The following is a 14,296-nucleotide window of genomic DNA, read 5'->3' on the forward strand; positions in this document are numbered from 1 at the left end:
GGACCATCCCCGCACGACCGACCGACGAAGGAGCCGACGTGGCCGTCGCCGAATTCCCCCTCCCCGACGTGGGTGAAGGCCTCACCGAGGCCGAGATCGTGCAGTGGCGCGTGGCGATCGGCGACGACATCGCGGTGGACCAGGTCCTCGTCGAGATCGAGACCGCCAAGTCCCTCGTCGAGCTGCCGTCGCCCTTCGCCGGCAAGGTCACCGGGCTGCTCGTCAGCGAGGGCGACACGGTCGAGGTCGGCAAGCCGATCATCCGGGTCGAGTCCGACGCGCACGTCCCGTCGGCACAGCCGGGAGGCTCGGCTCCGGTTGCCGACGCAGCTCCGGTCTCGCCCGACGTGACGCCCGCCATCCCGACGCCTCCGGCGACGCCTGCGGCCTCGACGCCCGCAGCACCGGCTCCGGCACCCGCCGCGCCCGCTCCCGCCCCGGCACCCGCTGCCGAAGCTCCCGCGTCCCCGATCCAGGCAGCCGACGGCGCCTCGGTCATCGGCACCGACGAGTCCTCCGGCGCCGTCCTCGTCGGCTACGGCTCCGCGACCAGCGCACCGTCTCGCCGGAAGCCGGGCGCCCGCCGGGCCGCAGCCGTCGCTGCGGAGGCGAGCCGTGCCTCCAGTCGGGAAGCCGACCTCGACCTGGTCACCGACGACGGCGAGGCGAGCACCGCCGATGCCGTTGCCGAGCAGGGCAAGCGTCCAGCGCGCCCGTCCAGCGTTCCCGCCGCCAACGCGCTGCCGGTGATCGCGAAGCCGCCGATCCGGAAGCTCGCGAAGGACCTCGGGGTCGACCTGACCACCGTCGTCGCGACCGGGCTCGCCGGCGAGGTCACGCGTGACGACGTGATCCGCCACGCGACGCAGGCCACCGTCTTCCGCAACATCGAGACGCCCGAGTGGGGCGACGTCCGCCAGGAGACCATCCCGGTCAAGGGCGTCCGCAAGGCGATCGCGACCGCGATGACCACGTCGGCCTTCACGGCACCGCACGTCTCCCTGTTCGTCGACGTCGACGCGACCCGCACCATGGAGTTCGTCAAGCGGCTGAAGTCCTCGCCGACGTTCGCCGGGGTCAAGGTGTCGCCGCTGCTCATCATGGCGAAGGCCGTGATCTGGGCCGTGCGCCGCAACCGCTCGGTCAACTCGTCGTGGACCGACCGCGAGATCATCGTGCACCACTTCGTGAACCTCGGCATCGCGGCGGCGACCCCCCGCGGGCTCATCGTGCCGAACATCAAGGACGCGCAGGACATGTCGCTCCTCGAGCTCGCGAAGGCCCTCGAGCAGATGACGCTCACGGCGCGTGACGGCAAGACCAGCCCTGCCGAGATGGCCGACGGCACGATCACCGTGACGAACATCGGGGTGTTCGGCATGGACACCGGCACGCCGATCCTGAACCCGGGGCAGGTCGCCATCGTCGCGATGGGCACGATCAAGCCGAAGCCGTGGGTCGTCGACGGCGAGGTCCGCTCGCGCATGGTGACCACGATCGGTGCCTCGTTCGACCACCGCGTGGTGGACGGCGACGTCGCGTCGCGGTTCGTGCACGACGTGGCCTCGGTGCTCGAGGAGCCGGCGCTCCTGCTCGACTAGGGCTGCGCGCGCGTGACGTCTCCCGGGAATTGTCCTTGGAGCCCCGCGCGGAAGAGGCGCACTGCGAGGACGGCGTCGAGGGCCAATGAGTTCGCGTCCTGTTCGCTCCCCGCTGCGAGCGCAGTCGACACGAAGACCTCCGTTCCCTCGCTGGTGACCGCTTCGAAGAGCGCGCACACGCCGAGGACGGCACCCCACCGGTCTCGGTCGACGCCCGGGTCGAGGACCGCGGAGACGGCGATCGCGGCGCGGGTCGAATCGGCGCGCGATGCGTTGACGAGCACCCAGGCGAAGTCGTAGAGGTCCTTGTCCGCCCGCCGCCAGTACGCCGCCGCCCCCTTCGCTGCGAGGTACCCGCCGAGATCGGTCATCCGGACCTGCTCGCCGAGGACGCTCGCGACGGAGGCGTCACGGAGTGCCGGGCCGGGACCGCGGAGGTTCTTCACGCTGAGCGTCGCGACCCCCGGCAGTGCGATCTCCTGGTCGAGGTCGTCGGCGACGTCGGTGAGGAACTCGACCACCACCGGGAAACCGTCGACGTCGACCATCCAGCGCCAGCCCACGTTCGGGGAGACCGGCACGAACCCGGCCCGCGCGAGGGCCCGTTCGAGCCACGCGTAGTCGTCGTCTTCGCGGTCGTACTGGAGGCCGATGTCGAGGAGGAGATCGACGTCGTTGGTGCCCTGGTGCGGCTCGTCGGCTTCGACGAGGTACTCGGGGACGAGCCCGCCGATGAGCACGAGCTCGGTCGAGCGGTCTCCGGCTGCGTGGAGCAAGGCTGCGAGCGCGGACTCCGCGAGCCGCCGTGCCCCGCTGTCACGTGCACGCTCCGGGCCGCTCACCCGAACACCGCCAGTTCCGTCGATCGGTACACCTCCGCGGCCTCTCGTTCGCGCTCCGAACCAGCGAGCAGATCGGCGTAGACACGGACCGCCGACGCCGTCCGACGGCCATCGACGAACCGGCTCGTCCGGGCGACCTGGTACGGAGCGGGGCTGAGACGGATCCGGCCACCGTCGGCCGGGAGCATCTGGGCTCCGGCGGCCGCGGCGCCGAGTGTCTCCTGGTCCGTCTCGACGTACGCGGTCACGGGCCTCGCGCCCGTCAGCATCGGACGGACGAGCTCTGAGGCCGTGCTGCCGGTGAGGATCAAGCCGGTGCCGAAGGCCGACGCGAGTCGCTGTTCGATGCGCGACGGGTCACGGTCGAGGGTGTGGAACGACACCCACGTCGCGGCACGTGTGCTCTCCCATCGGCTCCACGAGTCCAGCAGTCCGGCCGCATCGGCGACCGCGCGGCTCCGCGGTTCCGGCCCGGGCTCCGTCCACGCCGACGAGTCGAGCCCGGCGAGGGTCCCCGCCACCGACCCGAGTGATCGGCCCGAGAGGCTCGACAACGTCTCGACGTCGGCGACCCGCGGCCGCCCGTCCTCCCACGCGGCACCGTTCGCGACGATGTCGAGCAGGACCTCCGTGATCTCCGCACGTGCGTTGGACCATCGGAACTCCCGGATGCGTGGCGAGGTATCTGCTCGCGCGCTCCGTTCGACCCAGATCGTGCCGATGCGCAGGGAGGCCGCACCGTCGAGCGTGAACCAGGAGATGCCCAGTTCGGCGAGCAGTCGCCGCGAGCCGTCGGACATCGCCTGTGCACAGACGATCAGCACCGTGTCACCGCCCTGGTCAGCTGCAGGGCCCCGACCGAGCGCGGCGGCGACGTCGCGCGGGTACCCGAGCCCTGCCCATCTGAGGTCCAGTTGCACGCGCGAGCCGTCCGGGAGCAGCGCCGACGGCTGCCCGTCCTGCGTTGCGGTGATGTCGAGAGCGCCGGGCGGCAGCGTGCGCCGGAACTCGCGCAGCAGCATCTCTTCAGTGATCGGCACGTTTTCACTGTACAGTGAAAAAGCATCCCCGAATGAAAAACCCCTCGGTCGACTTCGGCCGGTCCGACGGATCGTCGCGTGGTGTTCACGCGGATGTCGGTGGTCGGAGAGATGATCATCACATGGTCCACCAGCTCCTGAGCGCCCCGCAGGAGATCCGAACGGATCGCCTCGTCCTGACCCCCGTGACACCGGCCGACATCGACGCCGTGCACGCGATCTACGCCGATGCCCGGACCTGGACCCACCTGCCCTCCGGTCGACACGTGTCGCGCGAGCAGACGCAGGACCTCGTCCAGCGGAAGATCGGCGGGCGGGTCCGGCACGGGCTCGGGTCGTGGACGATCCGGCACGACGGCGTCGTGATCGGGGTGGGCGGCGTCGACATGACCGCGGGTGGGGTGTGGAACCTCGGGTACCGCCTCGCACCGAGCGCGTGGGGCCACGGCTACGCGACCGAGATCGCTCGGGCGGCCGTCAGTGCTGCGCTCGAGACCGCCCCGGGAACGCCGATCACCGGACGGGTGCTGACGAACAACCCCGCCTCCGCGACGGTGCTCGCCCGCGCCGGGTTGTCCCTCGTGTGGCAGGGCTCCACCGCCGCGCCGACGCCGAGCGGTGTCGAACGGCAGGTCTGGGCCGATCGTGCGCTGACCGACGCCCAGTACGACTGGCTCGTCGCGAACGCCTGACGGCCCGCGTCAGCGTCGCCCGGCGAATCGCTCGTCGGTCCAGTGATCGAGTGCGCGGAAGTGGGCCGATGCCGGGCGGTCTGGACCCGTTGTCTGCGGACTCGATCGTTCCGGCGCCGGCCCCGGCGCGGCGCGGGGGCGCGGCCCTCGTCAGTGTCGCCCGGCGCCGAGCGTGACGACGAACGCGCCGGCGACGGTGGCGAGCACGAGCAGCACGCTGCCGAGGGCCCACGCCGCCGAGCAGCAGGTCAGCACGACGACCGCCACGAACACCGCGATCCCCAACACCACCACGCGCATCGCTGTGATCGCCGAGTGGTCGTTCATCCGTGCACCACGCCAGGAGCGGTGAGCAGGACGTCCGCCTCGTGCGGGAGCTCGTTCGACACGGACCACTGCACGGTGTTCCAGTCGTGGCCACTGCCCGGTGCCGATGCCACCCTCGTGCGGATCCCGGCCGCCCGTGCCGCCGACCCGAGGTGCTGGGCGGACCGGACGAACTCGCCGTCCGTGGACCCTGCGGTCAGCCACACCGACGTGTCCGAGTACGGGCGGTTCGCGGCCATCAGCGCACCCGGTGCGGCGGCTCGCCAGCGACTCAGGGAGCCGCCGAACGCCTCGTCCGCGCTGTTCTGCGGTGAGCGGTCGATCGGCTGCGGTTCGCTGGAGATCGCGAGGGCAGCGCTGAACCGGTCGGGGTGCCCGGCGAGGAACTGCATGGCACAGGTCGCCCCCTGCGAGAACCCGACGAGCCCCCACCCGCGGCGGTCGGTCGTGACGCGGAGGTGAGACGTGATCCAGTCGGGGACGTCCCGCGTGACGTAGGTCGCGGCGTTGCCGATGGTCGAGTCCACGCACATCGTGTTGTGCCCGGGAACGGCGAGCTGGTCGGCCGACACGACGATCGGCGCGATCCCGTGGTGGGCGGCGGCGTAGGCGTCCAGTGTGGTCGCGAGGCCGCCGACGGTGAACATGTCGCTCGGTGAGCCCGGCTGGCCGGACAGGGACACGATGACGGGCAGCGGCGGCGGGTCGGCGGTGCGGGCCGCCGGCGGCAGGTACACGACTGCGGGGCGGGCGGGGAAGCCGGACTCGCGGCCGGGGATCCGCACGGTGCCGACCAGGCCGGTGGCGGGCATCGTCGCGGGCGGAGCCCAAGCGCCAGCCGCACCGGCCGCGCCGGCACCCGCGGACCCGGCCGCGCCGGCGCTGGCGGACCCGGACGTGCCGGCGCCGGCCGCCGCCCCGACAGCGCCGGTCTCGGCACCCAGGTCGAGCGCCGGGAACGGATCGGTCTGGACGAGCGCGTTCAGCGTCGGGTACGCGGCGTAGTCGACGTTCACGCCGAGCGCGGGCACGAGGAGCGCGAGGGGGACGAGCACCGCCGCGAGGACACGTCGGACCCGTCCGCCCTGCACGAGACCGACGGCGGCCAGCCCGAGCCCGGCGAAGGCGAAGGCCACCCACATCCGCGTCACGTCGGTCAACCGCACGTCGAAGGCGTTGAGCAGGTCGCCGACCACCCAGCAGGCGAGGAGCCCGACGAGCCCACCGCCGACGGCGCCGAGCGCACGGAACCCGGTCCGGCGCCAGGCAGCGCGGTCTGGCCACCTGCCCCCGCCGCCTCCGTCGCGCCCGGTCGACCGGAACGCCGGCAACGCCACGAGCAGGACGAGCACGACGAACACGACGTCGGCCGGCACGAGCTTCGTCGGTACCTGCAGCCGCGTGCCCATCAGCCAGTGGAACGGGTCCGTCACGAACGTGCTCCGGCCGCCGCGCGGTGTGCCCGGCCGAGTTCGAGCAGGTGCCGCGGGCGGAACCCGGGGACGTACGCACTCGCGAGCGCCCGTGCCACCCGTGGGACGTGCAGGGGCGTGGGGACGACCAGCCACAGGGGCTCGTGCGCTGCGCCGAACTTCTCCTTGAAGCGCTGGAGCGAGCGGAACCCGTAGACCGGCTCGAGGACCCGCGAGACGAGCAGCGAACCCCGGTCGAGCACCCCGCGTGCCGTCGGGTCGTGCGCGGCGAGCGGCGTGCCGGAGAGGCTCAGCATGGTCAGCCCGGCCTCGCGGGAGCGCAGGGCGGTCCTGGCGATCAGGAACTCGATCACGCCGGGCATCCCTGAGTCCCCGCGACGCATCACGTCGAGCGTGTAGCCGATGAGGGTCCCGTGCGCGTACACGGGCAGCCAGCTGGTCACCGCGACGACCCGCTCCTCGGCGTCGACGGCGAGCGCGAGACGGACGTCCGGGTCGTCGAGCTCCCGGAACCCGCCGAGCGTGAACCCCATCTCCGGCAGACGACGATCGGCAGCCCAGCGGGTGCAGATCGCCTCGACCTGTGCGCGCTGCTCGGCGTCGAGCGCTTCGAGGCGGGTCCACTCGTCACGCACACCCTCGCGATCGGCGCGGTTCGACGCGGTGCGCAGGTCCTGTCGGCGCTTCCCGCGCAGGTCGAACGTGGTGACGTCGAGCACGGCTTCGACCCCGACGGGCAGCGCGGTCCACCCCTCGGCAGCCAGGACCTCCCGCACCGGTGCGTGCACGCTCGTGAACGCCGGCGTCCAGCCGTTCTGGTCGCAGTGCACGACGAACCCCGCGATCACCGCGGCACGGTCGTCGGCACAGCACACCGGGTCGGAGACGGTGAGTGCGACGTCCCCGCGGACCCGGTAGGCCACGGCACCGAGCCCCTCGGGGTGCGACCAGACGGCGTTGCCCCGCCAGGTCCCCATGTGCCCGAGGGTCCCGGCGTCGCCGTCGCGGAGCATCGCCACGAGGTCGGTCGTGCTGGTCGCCGCACGGAACCGCCCCCTGACCAGGCGGTCGCGGAGCAGCAGGACGGCGAGGAGCACCCCGGCCGGCACGACCCACGCACCGATGAGCGTGATCTGCCACTCGATCTCGTCGAGCCCGAGGCCCTGCCACTGCAGCGCGTCGGCGGTCATCGGTTCGATGACGAACGCGTCCGCCAGCACGGCGGTCACCACCACGAGCACGGTCACCGCCACGACGACGCCGGCCCGCCGACCGTGCGACACGAGCCAGGCCGCGAGCAGCAGGAGCGCACCGACCAGTACGACGGCCCGGTCGGTCATCGCGTCGGCGAACGGCGAGAGGACGCCGTCCGGATCGGGGACGACGAGCGTCACGAGCGATCCGGAGCCGAGGGCCGCGAGCGCGGCCGTGACGACGGTGCGGACCGACAGCGGGTCACGACGGGCCGGACGGGAGGCTCGACCCAGCACGAGCGCGCCGCTCGCCACCCCGAGCAGCGCGGCCAGGGCACGGGCCACGTCCGACCCGTGGCCGGCGAAGAGCAGCAGGGTGATGGTCACCGTCCAGAGGACCGTGCGGACGCGCCGACGGCGCTGCGTGGGCAGCGCAGCGGAGGACGCGGCGAAGAGCGCCACCGCGACGGTGCTCGGCGCCATGAGCTGCTGCCCGTGGGCGACCTCGGCGTGGGCCTCACCGAGGGCGGCGCCGACCGTGACCGCGACCCGGGTGAGGAGGATCGCGACGGTCGGGACCACGAGACCCACGACGATCGTCCGGACCGATCCGATCGCGCGCTCGGACACGGCCGTCGCGACGAGCAGGGCGAGCAACGCGACGCACGCCACGGGCGGGTGGTGCGGGAAGTCCGGCTCGGACCCGTTCAGCCGTGCGGCGGCGACGAGCGCGACGGTCACGGCCGTGACGACGACGGTCACCGGGTACCGACGGAGCCGAGCGACGAGGGGAGTGATGCGCACCCTTGCATCACAGCGGATCAGCGAGCGGGGGACATCGACCCGCGGGCTGAACCGCGCTGGCCGGTCGGCCATCCCGGGCTGGCCGTCGGATCAGGCGGTCGGGGCGGGGGGCAGGTGCTCGACGGGCAGCCGGAGGTGCAGTGCGAACCCGCCGTCGTCGGTCGGACCGCTCTCGAGCGAGCCCCCGAGCAACGACGCACGCTCGCCGAGCCCGATCAGTCCGAGGCCGGATCCGGGGAGTTCGAGCCGTGCGCCCCGTGCCGGCCCGTTGGACACGCGGACGTCCACGTCACCGTCCTCGACGAGCCCGGTGACGTGGACGGCGGCGTCGGGGGCGTGCTTCCGGACGTTGGTCAGTGCCTCCTGCACGAAGCGGTACACGGCGCGCTGGACCGGCTGCGCGAGGGTCTCCGGCAGGGCGACGTCCGTGCGGGTGTCCAGTCCGGAGTCGTCGATGAGCCGCTGCAGGTCGGCGAGCACCGGCTGCGGAGCGATCTCGCGGTCCGTGCCACCCGATGCGCGCAGGACCTGGACCATCTCGCGCAGCTCCTGCAGGGTCACGACGCACAGCTGCCGGATCGTCCGTGCGAACCCGCGTTCGGCCTCGTCCCTGCCAGCCATCTGCATCCCGCCCGCCTGGACCGCGATGAGCGTGACCTGGTGCGAGACGACGTCGTGCATCTCGCGCGCGAGCAGGGCCCGCTCCCGTGAGAGCGCCACGGCTGCCGCCTGCCGGCGTTCGTCCGCCCGGGCGGCGTCGCGTTCCACCAGGCGCTCGGTGAGGCTGGCGCGGGTCTGCACCAGGAGCCCGATCGAGATCGGGCCGAGCGCGAAGATGAGCGCGTAGATGATGGACACGACGATGTCGTCCAGCGTCTGCGGTGGGCCGACGAACCCGCTGAAGCCGATGAACTCGACGACCGCGGCGAGGAGCATCACCCACCGCCGCTGGGTGCGCGCGCCGATCGTGAACAGCGCCACCGCCGAGGCGACCACCGCCGAGCCGATGAAGAGCCCGGGAAGGGTCAGCGCGAACGCGGTGACGGGGAGCCGGCGCCGGAGGAGCAGCGCGGCGGCGGCCACCAGGGACATCGCGGTCTCGAACTGCGTCGCTCCCGAGATGTCGAGGACGGCGTCCGCGACGGCGGCGGCGACGAAGAAGGCGTCGACCAGCCACCACGGTGCCCGGTGCGCGCGCACCCAGCGCAGGCCGGCGTCGACCGCCGTGTCGAGCCTCCCGTCGGTCGCCCTGACGAGCCGCCGGATTCCTCGTGCGCTCACGTGAGCAGGCCAGCGGCTGCGGCGCGGAGCGCGAGCTGGACGCGGCTCGTGACGCCGAAGGCGGCGAGGAGGCCGCGGACGTCCTCCTTGACGGTGCCGGTGCTCACGCCCAGGTGGGCGGCGATCTCCGGGTTGCTCGCGCCGTCGGCGAGGAGCCGGAGCACCTCGCGCCCACGATCGGAGAGCGGCGGCGAGGCGACCGGTTCGGACGTCTGCGCGAAGAGCCGGGTCCGGTCGAGCCCCGGGGCGAGCACCACGCCACCGGCGGCGAGCACGCGGACGTACTGCGCGAGGTGCTCGGGGTCGGTGTCCTTGAGTAGGAAGCCCGCTGCTCCGAGCTCCATCGCCCGGCCCAGGTGCTCCGCGGCGTCGAAGGTCGTGAGCATCGCGACCGCAGGGGGGTCCGGCATCGCCGTGATCCCGGCGAGCAGGTCGAGGCCGCTGATCCGGGGCATCCGGACGTCGAGCAGGACGACGTCGGGGTGGTGCTCGGCGACGATCGACAAGGCGTCGGTGTCGTTGCCGCTCGCCACGACCTCGATGTCGTCGGCGGCCCCGAGGATGAGCCCGAAGCCGTAGCGGACGAGCCCCTCGTCGTCGATGATCACCACGGATGTCACGGCGACATCCTGGCAGCTTCCGATGGAGCGTCCCAGAGGGCCCCCTCCGGGATCGGTGAGAATCCGTCCACATGTCGCGTTCTGTCATGCACATCGACTGGACGGTCGTGACTCGCTAGTGTGATGGCAACTGGTCATGTCCGCCCATGACCAGCTGCCGAACCACCGCGATGGAGCACGAGGAGCCGATGACGACCCGCATCACCGAAGGAGCCGAGCCCAAGCACCAGCAGCTCCGGCGCATCCTCCTCGAACTCGCGACGGTGCGACTCGCGCCTGGTGCGGCGATCCCGTCCGAACGCCAGCTCATCGCGGAGTACGGCGTCTCCCGGATCACCGTGCGCGAGGCCCTCGGGCAGCTCGTCAACGAGGGGTACCTGGAACGGGTCCGCGGCAAGGGCACCTTCGTGGCGCACCGGCCCGTGCAGTCGACGCTGCACCTGGCGTCGTTCACCGAGGAGATGCGGGCGATGGGGCACGTACCGACGACGGTCGTGCTGGTCCGCGAAGAACGAGTGCCGCCGGCCGACACCGCCGCTGCGCTCCGTCTGGGGGACACCGACACGGCGTACCACGTGAAGCGCCTGCGCATGGCGGACGGGGCGCCGGTGTCCATCGACGACGCCTGGCTCTCCGCGGGGGCGTTCCCCGGGCTGCTCGAGCACGACCTGTCCGGGTCGGTGTACTCGATCGTCGCGAACGAGTACGGCCTGCCGATCGACCGCGCGCAGCAGACGGTCGCGGCGAAGCCGGCAGCGGACGACGTCGCCACGCTGCTCGGCACGAAGACCGGCGCACCCGTGCTCGAGTTCGACCGGGTGTCGTACTCGCGGGACCGCCCGGTCGAGCACGCGATGAGCTGGTACCGGTCGGACCGCTACCGCGTGCAGATGGAGGTCACCGCGACGCAGTCCGTCGTGTAGCCGCTGCCCGCTGCCCGCGCTCGCTGCCCGCGCTCGCTGCCCGCGCTCGCTGCCCGCGCTCGCCCGGACCGCGAAAGCGACAGGCTGCCGCGGAACATCGGCGGCAGACTGTCGCCTTCGCGAGGGGGTCGTGCGGGCTCGGCGGCGAACTGTCGCTTTGGTGAAGGGGTACCGGCGGGGGTCAGACCTCGAAGAGGGTGTCGCCCTCGGTGACCGTGGTGCCGACGGCGCCCTGTGCGATCGAGTCCGGCGCCGAGCCGAGCACGACGACGGGGCACACGGGGGAGTAGCCGGCCGCGGTGATCGTCGCCGGAGTGAAGCGGACGACGGGGTCCCCGGCGGCGACGGTGTCACCCTCGGCCGCGAGGAGCTCGAACCCCTCGCCCGACATCTTCACGGTGTCGATGCCGACGTGCACGAGCACGTCCGTCCCCGCAGTGCCCTGCAGCGCGAAGGCGTGCGGGTGCAGCTTCACGATGGTGCCGTCGACGGGTGCGACCGCGGTGACCGTGCCCTCGACACCGGTCGGGTCCACCGCGACACCTGCACCGACGAGCTGCCCGGCGAACACCGGGTCCGGCACGTCGGCGAGAGCGACGACCGGCCCGGCGAACGGCGTCAGGACTACGGTCACAGCTCGTCCTGGATGTCCTGCGCGAGGTTGTCGGCGATCGGACCGACGATGACCTGCCAACCGGTCCCGCCACCGACGACGGCCTGGGCACCGGCGGCCTGGAGCGCGCCCTTGTCGACGAGGTCACCGTCCTCGACCTCGACGCGGAGGCGTGTGATGCAGCCCTCGACCTCTTCGATGTTGTCGGCACCGCCGAGCGCGGCGATGATGTCGGCAGCCTTGATGTCGGCCATCTGTTTCCTCCTCGTTAAGGGTGCGCGTCCAGGTTGACATGCCGTGCGCGGTCATCGACACTACGTACTGGTCATGACCGGACAGGACCGGACCTGGCGATACCGCCGAGGTTACCTGCGCCGGCTGCGCGACTCAACTCACCCCGACCAGCTCCACCCAATGACGAGAGGAACTCCGATGAGCACGACTGCTGCCACGGATGTGCCGGAGAAGAAGACGCCGAAGAAGCAGAGCAAGCTCTTCGCCAACGCCCAGCGGCTCGGCCGGAGTCTGCTGCTCCCCATCGCGGTCATGCCCGCCGCGGGCATCCTGCTCCGACTCGGCCAGTCCGACATGCTCGGCGCCATCCCCGGCTTCGAGAAGGGCGCCACGATCATCGCGGCCGCCGGCAACGGTGTGTTCACCTGGCTGCCGCTGCTCTTCGCGGTCGGCATCGCGATCGGCTGGGCGAAGAAGTCCGACGGCACCACGGCGCTCGCCGCGGTCGTCGGCTACATGGTCATGTACCAGGTCTTCGCGGCGATGTCACCGATCGTGCTCGCCGGGGTGAAGGATGCCAACGGCGCCCAGGCGACGATCAACTTCGGCGTCCTCGGCGGCATCGTGATGGGACTCGTCTCCGCGTGGCTCTGGCAGAAGTTCCACCGCACGAAGATGCCCGACTTCCTCGGGTTCTTCTCCGGTCGTCGCCTCGTGCCGATCCTGACCGCGGTCGCCGGTCTGATCATCGCGGTGCTCATGTCCTTCGTGTACCGCTACTTCGACATCGCGCTGACCGCAGCCGGCCAGGCCGTCGCGGACAACGCCGTCATCGGTGGTGGCATCTTCGGGTTCGTCAACCGCATGCTCATCCCGATCGGCCTGCACCAGCTGCTCAACTTCTTCCCGTGGTTCCAGCTCGGCAGCTTCACGACCGGTGGCGTGACCTACCACGGTGACATCGCGCGCTTCCTCGCGGGCGACCCGACCGCCGGCATCTTCCAGACCGGCTTCTTCCCGATCATGATGTTCGCGCTGCCGGCCGGTGCGCTCGCGATCTGGCGCAACGCCAAGCCGCAGAACCGCAAGCTCGTCGGCGGCATCATGCTCTCCGCCGCGCTGACCTCGTTCGTGACGGGCATCACCGAGCCGCTCGAGTACTCGTTCATGTTCGTGGCGTTCCCGCTCTACATCATCCACGCGGTGCTCACGGGGACGTCCCTGGCGCTCGTGAACGCGCTGGGCATCCACGACGGGTTCTCGTTCTCGGCTGGGGCGATCGACTTCGTGCTGAACTTCGGCAAGGCGGACGGGGCGATCTGGCTCATCCCGATCGGCCTCGGCTACGCGGTGATCTACTACTTCCTCTTCGGCTGGGTGATCAGGAAGTGGAACCTGCGGACGCCGGGCCGCGAGGACGACACGATCGCGGAGAACACGATCGAGGCGGCCACCAAGGCGTAGGACGCGACCATCGGTCGGACAGGAGGCACGGTGCCAGCTGGCACCGTGCCTCCCGTCCGTCTCTGCGCACGTTCCTTCCCATCGCGACCGGAGTGGAAAGCGGAATCCCGCGTGGGTGGCCGGAAATTCAAGCCTGCTACGCGCGAAACGACCTCCCACGCGCGAACCGACCCCCCGACGCGGAAACTCAAGGCTGATACCGGTTTTGACAATCGTTATCATCAACGGCTAGCGTTGACGACATGCACAACCGCCTCCTCGCCCTGCCGCTCGTCGCCGGCGCCGCCGCGCTCGCCCTGACGGGCTGCGCGACCTCCTCCGCGTCCACGAACGACAGCGGTGACGACACGATCAAGGTCGTCGCCTCCACGAACGTCTACGGCTCCCTCGTCGAGACCATCGGCGGCGACCACGTCGACGTCACGAGCATCCTGAACGACCCCTCGCAGGACCCGCACTCGTTCGAGTCCAGCGCCAAGACGCAGCTCGCGGTGTCGAAGGCCGACCTCCTCATCGAGAACGGCGGCGGGTACGACGACTTCATGACGACGCTGTCGGACTCCTCGAAGACCAAGGCCGACACGATCAACGTCGTGAAGCTCTCCGGCCTCGACAAGGGCGGCGACGCGGAGTTCAACGAGCACGTGTTCTACAGCTACCCGACGATGGTCAAGTTCGTCGCCGACGTGTCGAAGCGGCTCGGCACGCTCGACAGTGCGGACAAGGCGACCTTCGAGAAGAACGCCGAGGCGCTCACGTCGAAGCTCGAGGACCTCGAGTCGCAGACCGCCGACCTGAAGAAGCAGTACGACGGCGAGAAGGTGACGTACACCGAGCCGGTCCCCGGGTACCTCTTCGACGCGATCGGCCTCGACAACGTCACGCCGGACGACTTCTCCGAGGCGATCGAGGAGGGCGACGACGTCCCGCCGGCAGCGCTCAACGACACGCTGAAGCTCTACTCGAGCCACACCGCGAAGCTGCTCGCGTACAACGAGCAGACCTCGAGCCCGGAGACCGAGCAGGTCAAGAAGGCCGCAGAGGACAACGGTGTGCCCGTGGTCGGTGTCACGGAGACGCTCCCGAAGGGGAAGAATTACGTCTCGTGGCAGCAGGCGAACATCGACGCGGTGCAGGCGGCGCTGGCGAAGTGACAGCGGTCCAGCCCCGACAGGACCGGTCCCAGCCCCGACGGGACCCGCGAACCGCCACTGCTGAGCGCAGTGGCG

At 71.3% G+C, this 14,296-nt stretch carries 14 protein-coding genes; 5 read left to right on the forward strand and 9 right to left on the reverse strand.

The features are described from left to right. The first annotated feature begins 38 nt into the window (after positions 1–38). Positions 39–1,601 carry a dihydrolipoamide acetyltransferase family protein gene (locus AAEP80_RS05440; protein WP_420366264.1) on the forward strand — a complete coding sequence of 521 codons (1,563 nt, stop codon included), beginning with the start codon at positions 39–41 and terminating at the stop codon, positions 1,599–1,601. Here AAEP80_RS05440 and AAEP80_RS05445 read toward each other — a convergent pair. Next, on the reverse strand, positions 1,598–2,443 hold the full coding sequence (locus AAEP80_RS05445; RefSeq protein WP_420366265.1) for a hypothetical protein: 846 nt from the start codon (positions 2,441–2,443) through the stop codon (positions 1,598–1,600). The two genes, AAEP80_RS05440 and AAEP80_RS05445, sit on opposite strands and share 4 nt — an antisense overlap. Next, a complete protein-coding gene (locus tag AAEP80_RS05450; RefSeq protein WP_420366266.1) occupies positions 2,440–3,483 on the reverse strand; it encodes a hypothetical protein in 1,044 nt (347 codons plus the stop codon). The genes AAEP80_RS05445 and AAEP80_RS05450 overlap by 4 nt, the downstream gene beginning before the upstream one ends. Positions 3,484–3,605: 122 nt before the next feature. Here AAEP80_RS05450 and AAEP80_RS05455 point away from each other — a divergent pair, with 122 nt between their 5' ends. Next, positions 3,606–4,175: a GNAT family N-acetyltransferase gene (locus AAEP80_RS05455; RefSeq protein WP_402727922.1), complete on the forward strand. Its 570-nt coding sequence runs from the start codon at positions 3,606–3,608 to the stop codon at positions 4,173–4,175. 150 nt (positions 4,176–4,325) lie between these two features. Here the strand turns inward: AAEP80_RS05455 and AAEP80_RS05460 are convergent, their stop codons facing one another. The 5 genes from AAEP80_RS05460 to AAEP80_RS05480 all read right to left on the reverse strand — a co-directional run bounded on the left by AAEP80_RS05460 (position 4,326) and on the right by AAEP80_RS05480 (position 9,833). Continuing rightward, positions 4,326–4,502 carry a hypothetical protein gene (locus AAEP80_RS05460; RefSeq protein ID WP_420366267.1) on the reverse strand — a complete coding sequence of 59 codons (177 nt, stop codon included), beginning with the start codon at positions 4,500–4,502 and terminating at the stop codon, positions 4,326–4,328. Continuing rightward, a complete protein-coding gene (locus AAEP80_RS05465) occupies positions 4,499–5,935 on the reverse strand; it encodes an alpha/beta hydrolase (RefSeq protein WP_420366268.1) in 1,437 nt (478 codons plus the stop codon). The genes AAEP80_RS05460 and AAEP80_RS05465 overlap by 4 nt, the downstream gene beginning before the upstream one ends. Beyond that, positions 5,932–7,932 (reverse strand): bifunctional lysylphosphatidylglycerol flippase/synthetase MprF, encoded by a 2,001-nt coding sequence (locus tag AAEP80_RS05470; protein ID WP_420366269.1) that lies wholly within the window; start codon positions 7,930–7,932, stop codon positions 5,932–5,934. Before AAEP80_RS05470 ends, AAEP80_RS05465 begins: the two co-directional genes overlap by 4 nt. Positions 7,933–8,022: 90 nt before the next feature. Next, positions 8,023–9,213: a sensor histidine kinase gene (locus tag AAEP80_RS05475; protein ID WP_420366270.1), complete on the reverse strand. Its 1,191-nt coding sequence runs from the start codon at positions 9,211–9,213 to the stop codon at positions 8,023–8,025. Continuing rightward, positions 9,210–9,833 carry a response regulator gene (locus AAEP80_RS05480; RefSeq protein WP_402727927.1) on the reverse strand — a complete coding sequence of 208 codons (624 nt, stop codon included), beginning with the start codon at positions 9,831–9,833 and terminating at the stop codon, positions 9,210–9,212. The genes AAEP80_RS05475 and AAEP80_RS05480 overlap by 4 nt, the downstream gene beginning before the upstream one ends. A gap of 146 nt (positions 9,834–9,979) precedes the next feature. Here AAEP80_RS05480 and AAEP80_RS05485 point away from each other — a divergent pair, with 146 nt between their 5' ends. Then, complete coding sequence (locus AAEP80_RS05485) at positions 9,980–10,756, forward strand: GntR family transcriptional regulator (RefSeq protein WP_413600098.1); 777 nt, start codon at positions 9,980–9,982, stop codon at positions 10,754–10,756. Between the two features lie 181 nt (positions 10,757–10,937). On the opposite strand, the gene AAEP80_RS05490 is transcribed toward AAEP80_RS05485, so the two are convergent. Both AAEP80_RS05490 and AAEP80_RS05495 read right to left on the reverse strand, forming a co-directional pair. Continuing rightward, positions 10,938–11,390, reverse strand: coding sequence for a PTS sugar transporter subunit IIA (locus tag AAEP80_RS05490; protein WP_420366271.1), 453 nt, complete (start codon positions 11,388–11,390; stop codon positions 10,938–10,940). Continuing rightward, positions 11,387–11,623 carry a PTS transporter subunit EIIB gene (locus AAEP80_RS05495; RefSeq protein WP_144761695.1) on the reverse strand — a complete coding sequence of 79 codons (237 nt, stop codon included), beginning with the start codon at positions 11,621–11,623 and terminating at the stop codon, positions 11,387–11,389. The genes AAEP80_RS05490 and AAEP80_RS05495 overlap by 4 nt, the downstream gene beginning before the upstream one ends. 178 nt (positions 11,624–11,801) lie before the next feature. Here AAEP80_RS05495 and AAEP80_RS05500 point away from each other — a divergent pair, with 178 nt between their 5' ends. Both AAEP80_RS05500 and AAEP80_RS05505 read left to right on the forward strand, forming a co-directional pair. Further along, positions 11,802–13,067 carry a PTS transporter subunit EIIC gene (locus tag AAEP80_RS05500; RefSeq protein ID WP_402727929.1) on the forward strand — a complete coding sequence of 422 codons (1,266 nt, stop codon included), beginning with the start codon at positions 11,802–11,804 and terminating at the stop codon, positions 13,065–13,067. A 242-nt stretch (positions 13,068–13,309) separates the two neighbouring features. Further along, positions 13,310–14,221, forward strand: a complete 912-nt coding sequence (locus AAEP80_RS05505) for a metal ABC transporter solute-binding protein, Zn/Mn family (protein ID WP_281266702.1) — start codon at positions 13,310–13,312, stop codon at positions 14,219–14,221. The last annotated feature ends 75 nt before the right edge of the window (positions 14,222–14,296 follow it).

The sequence above is a fragment of the Curtobacterium sp. L3-7 genome (assembly GCF_048756585.1).
Taxonomy (GTDB): Bacteria; Actinomycetota; Actinomycetes; order Actinomycetales; family Microbacteriaceae; genus Curtobacterium.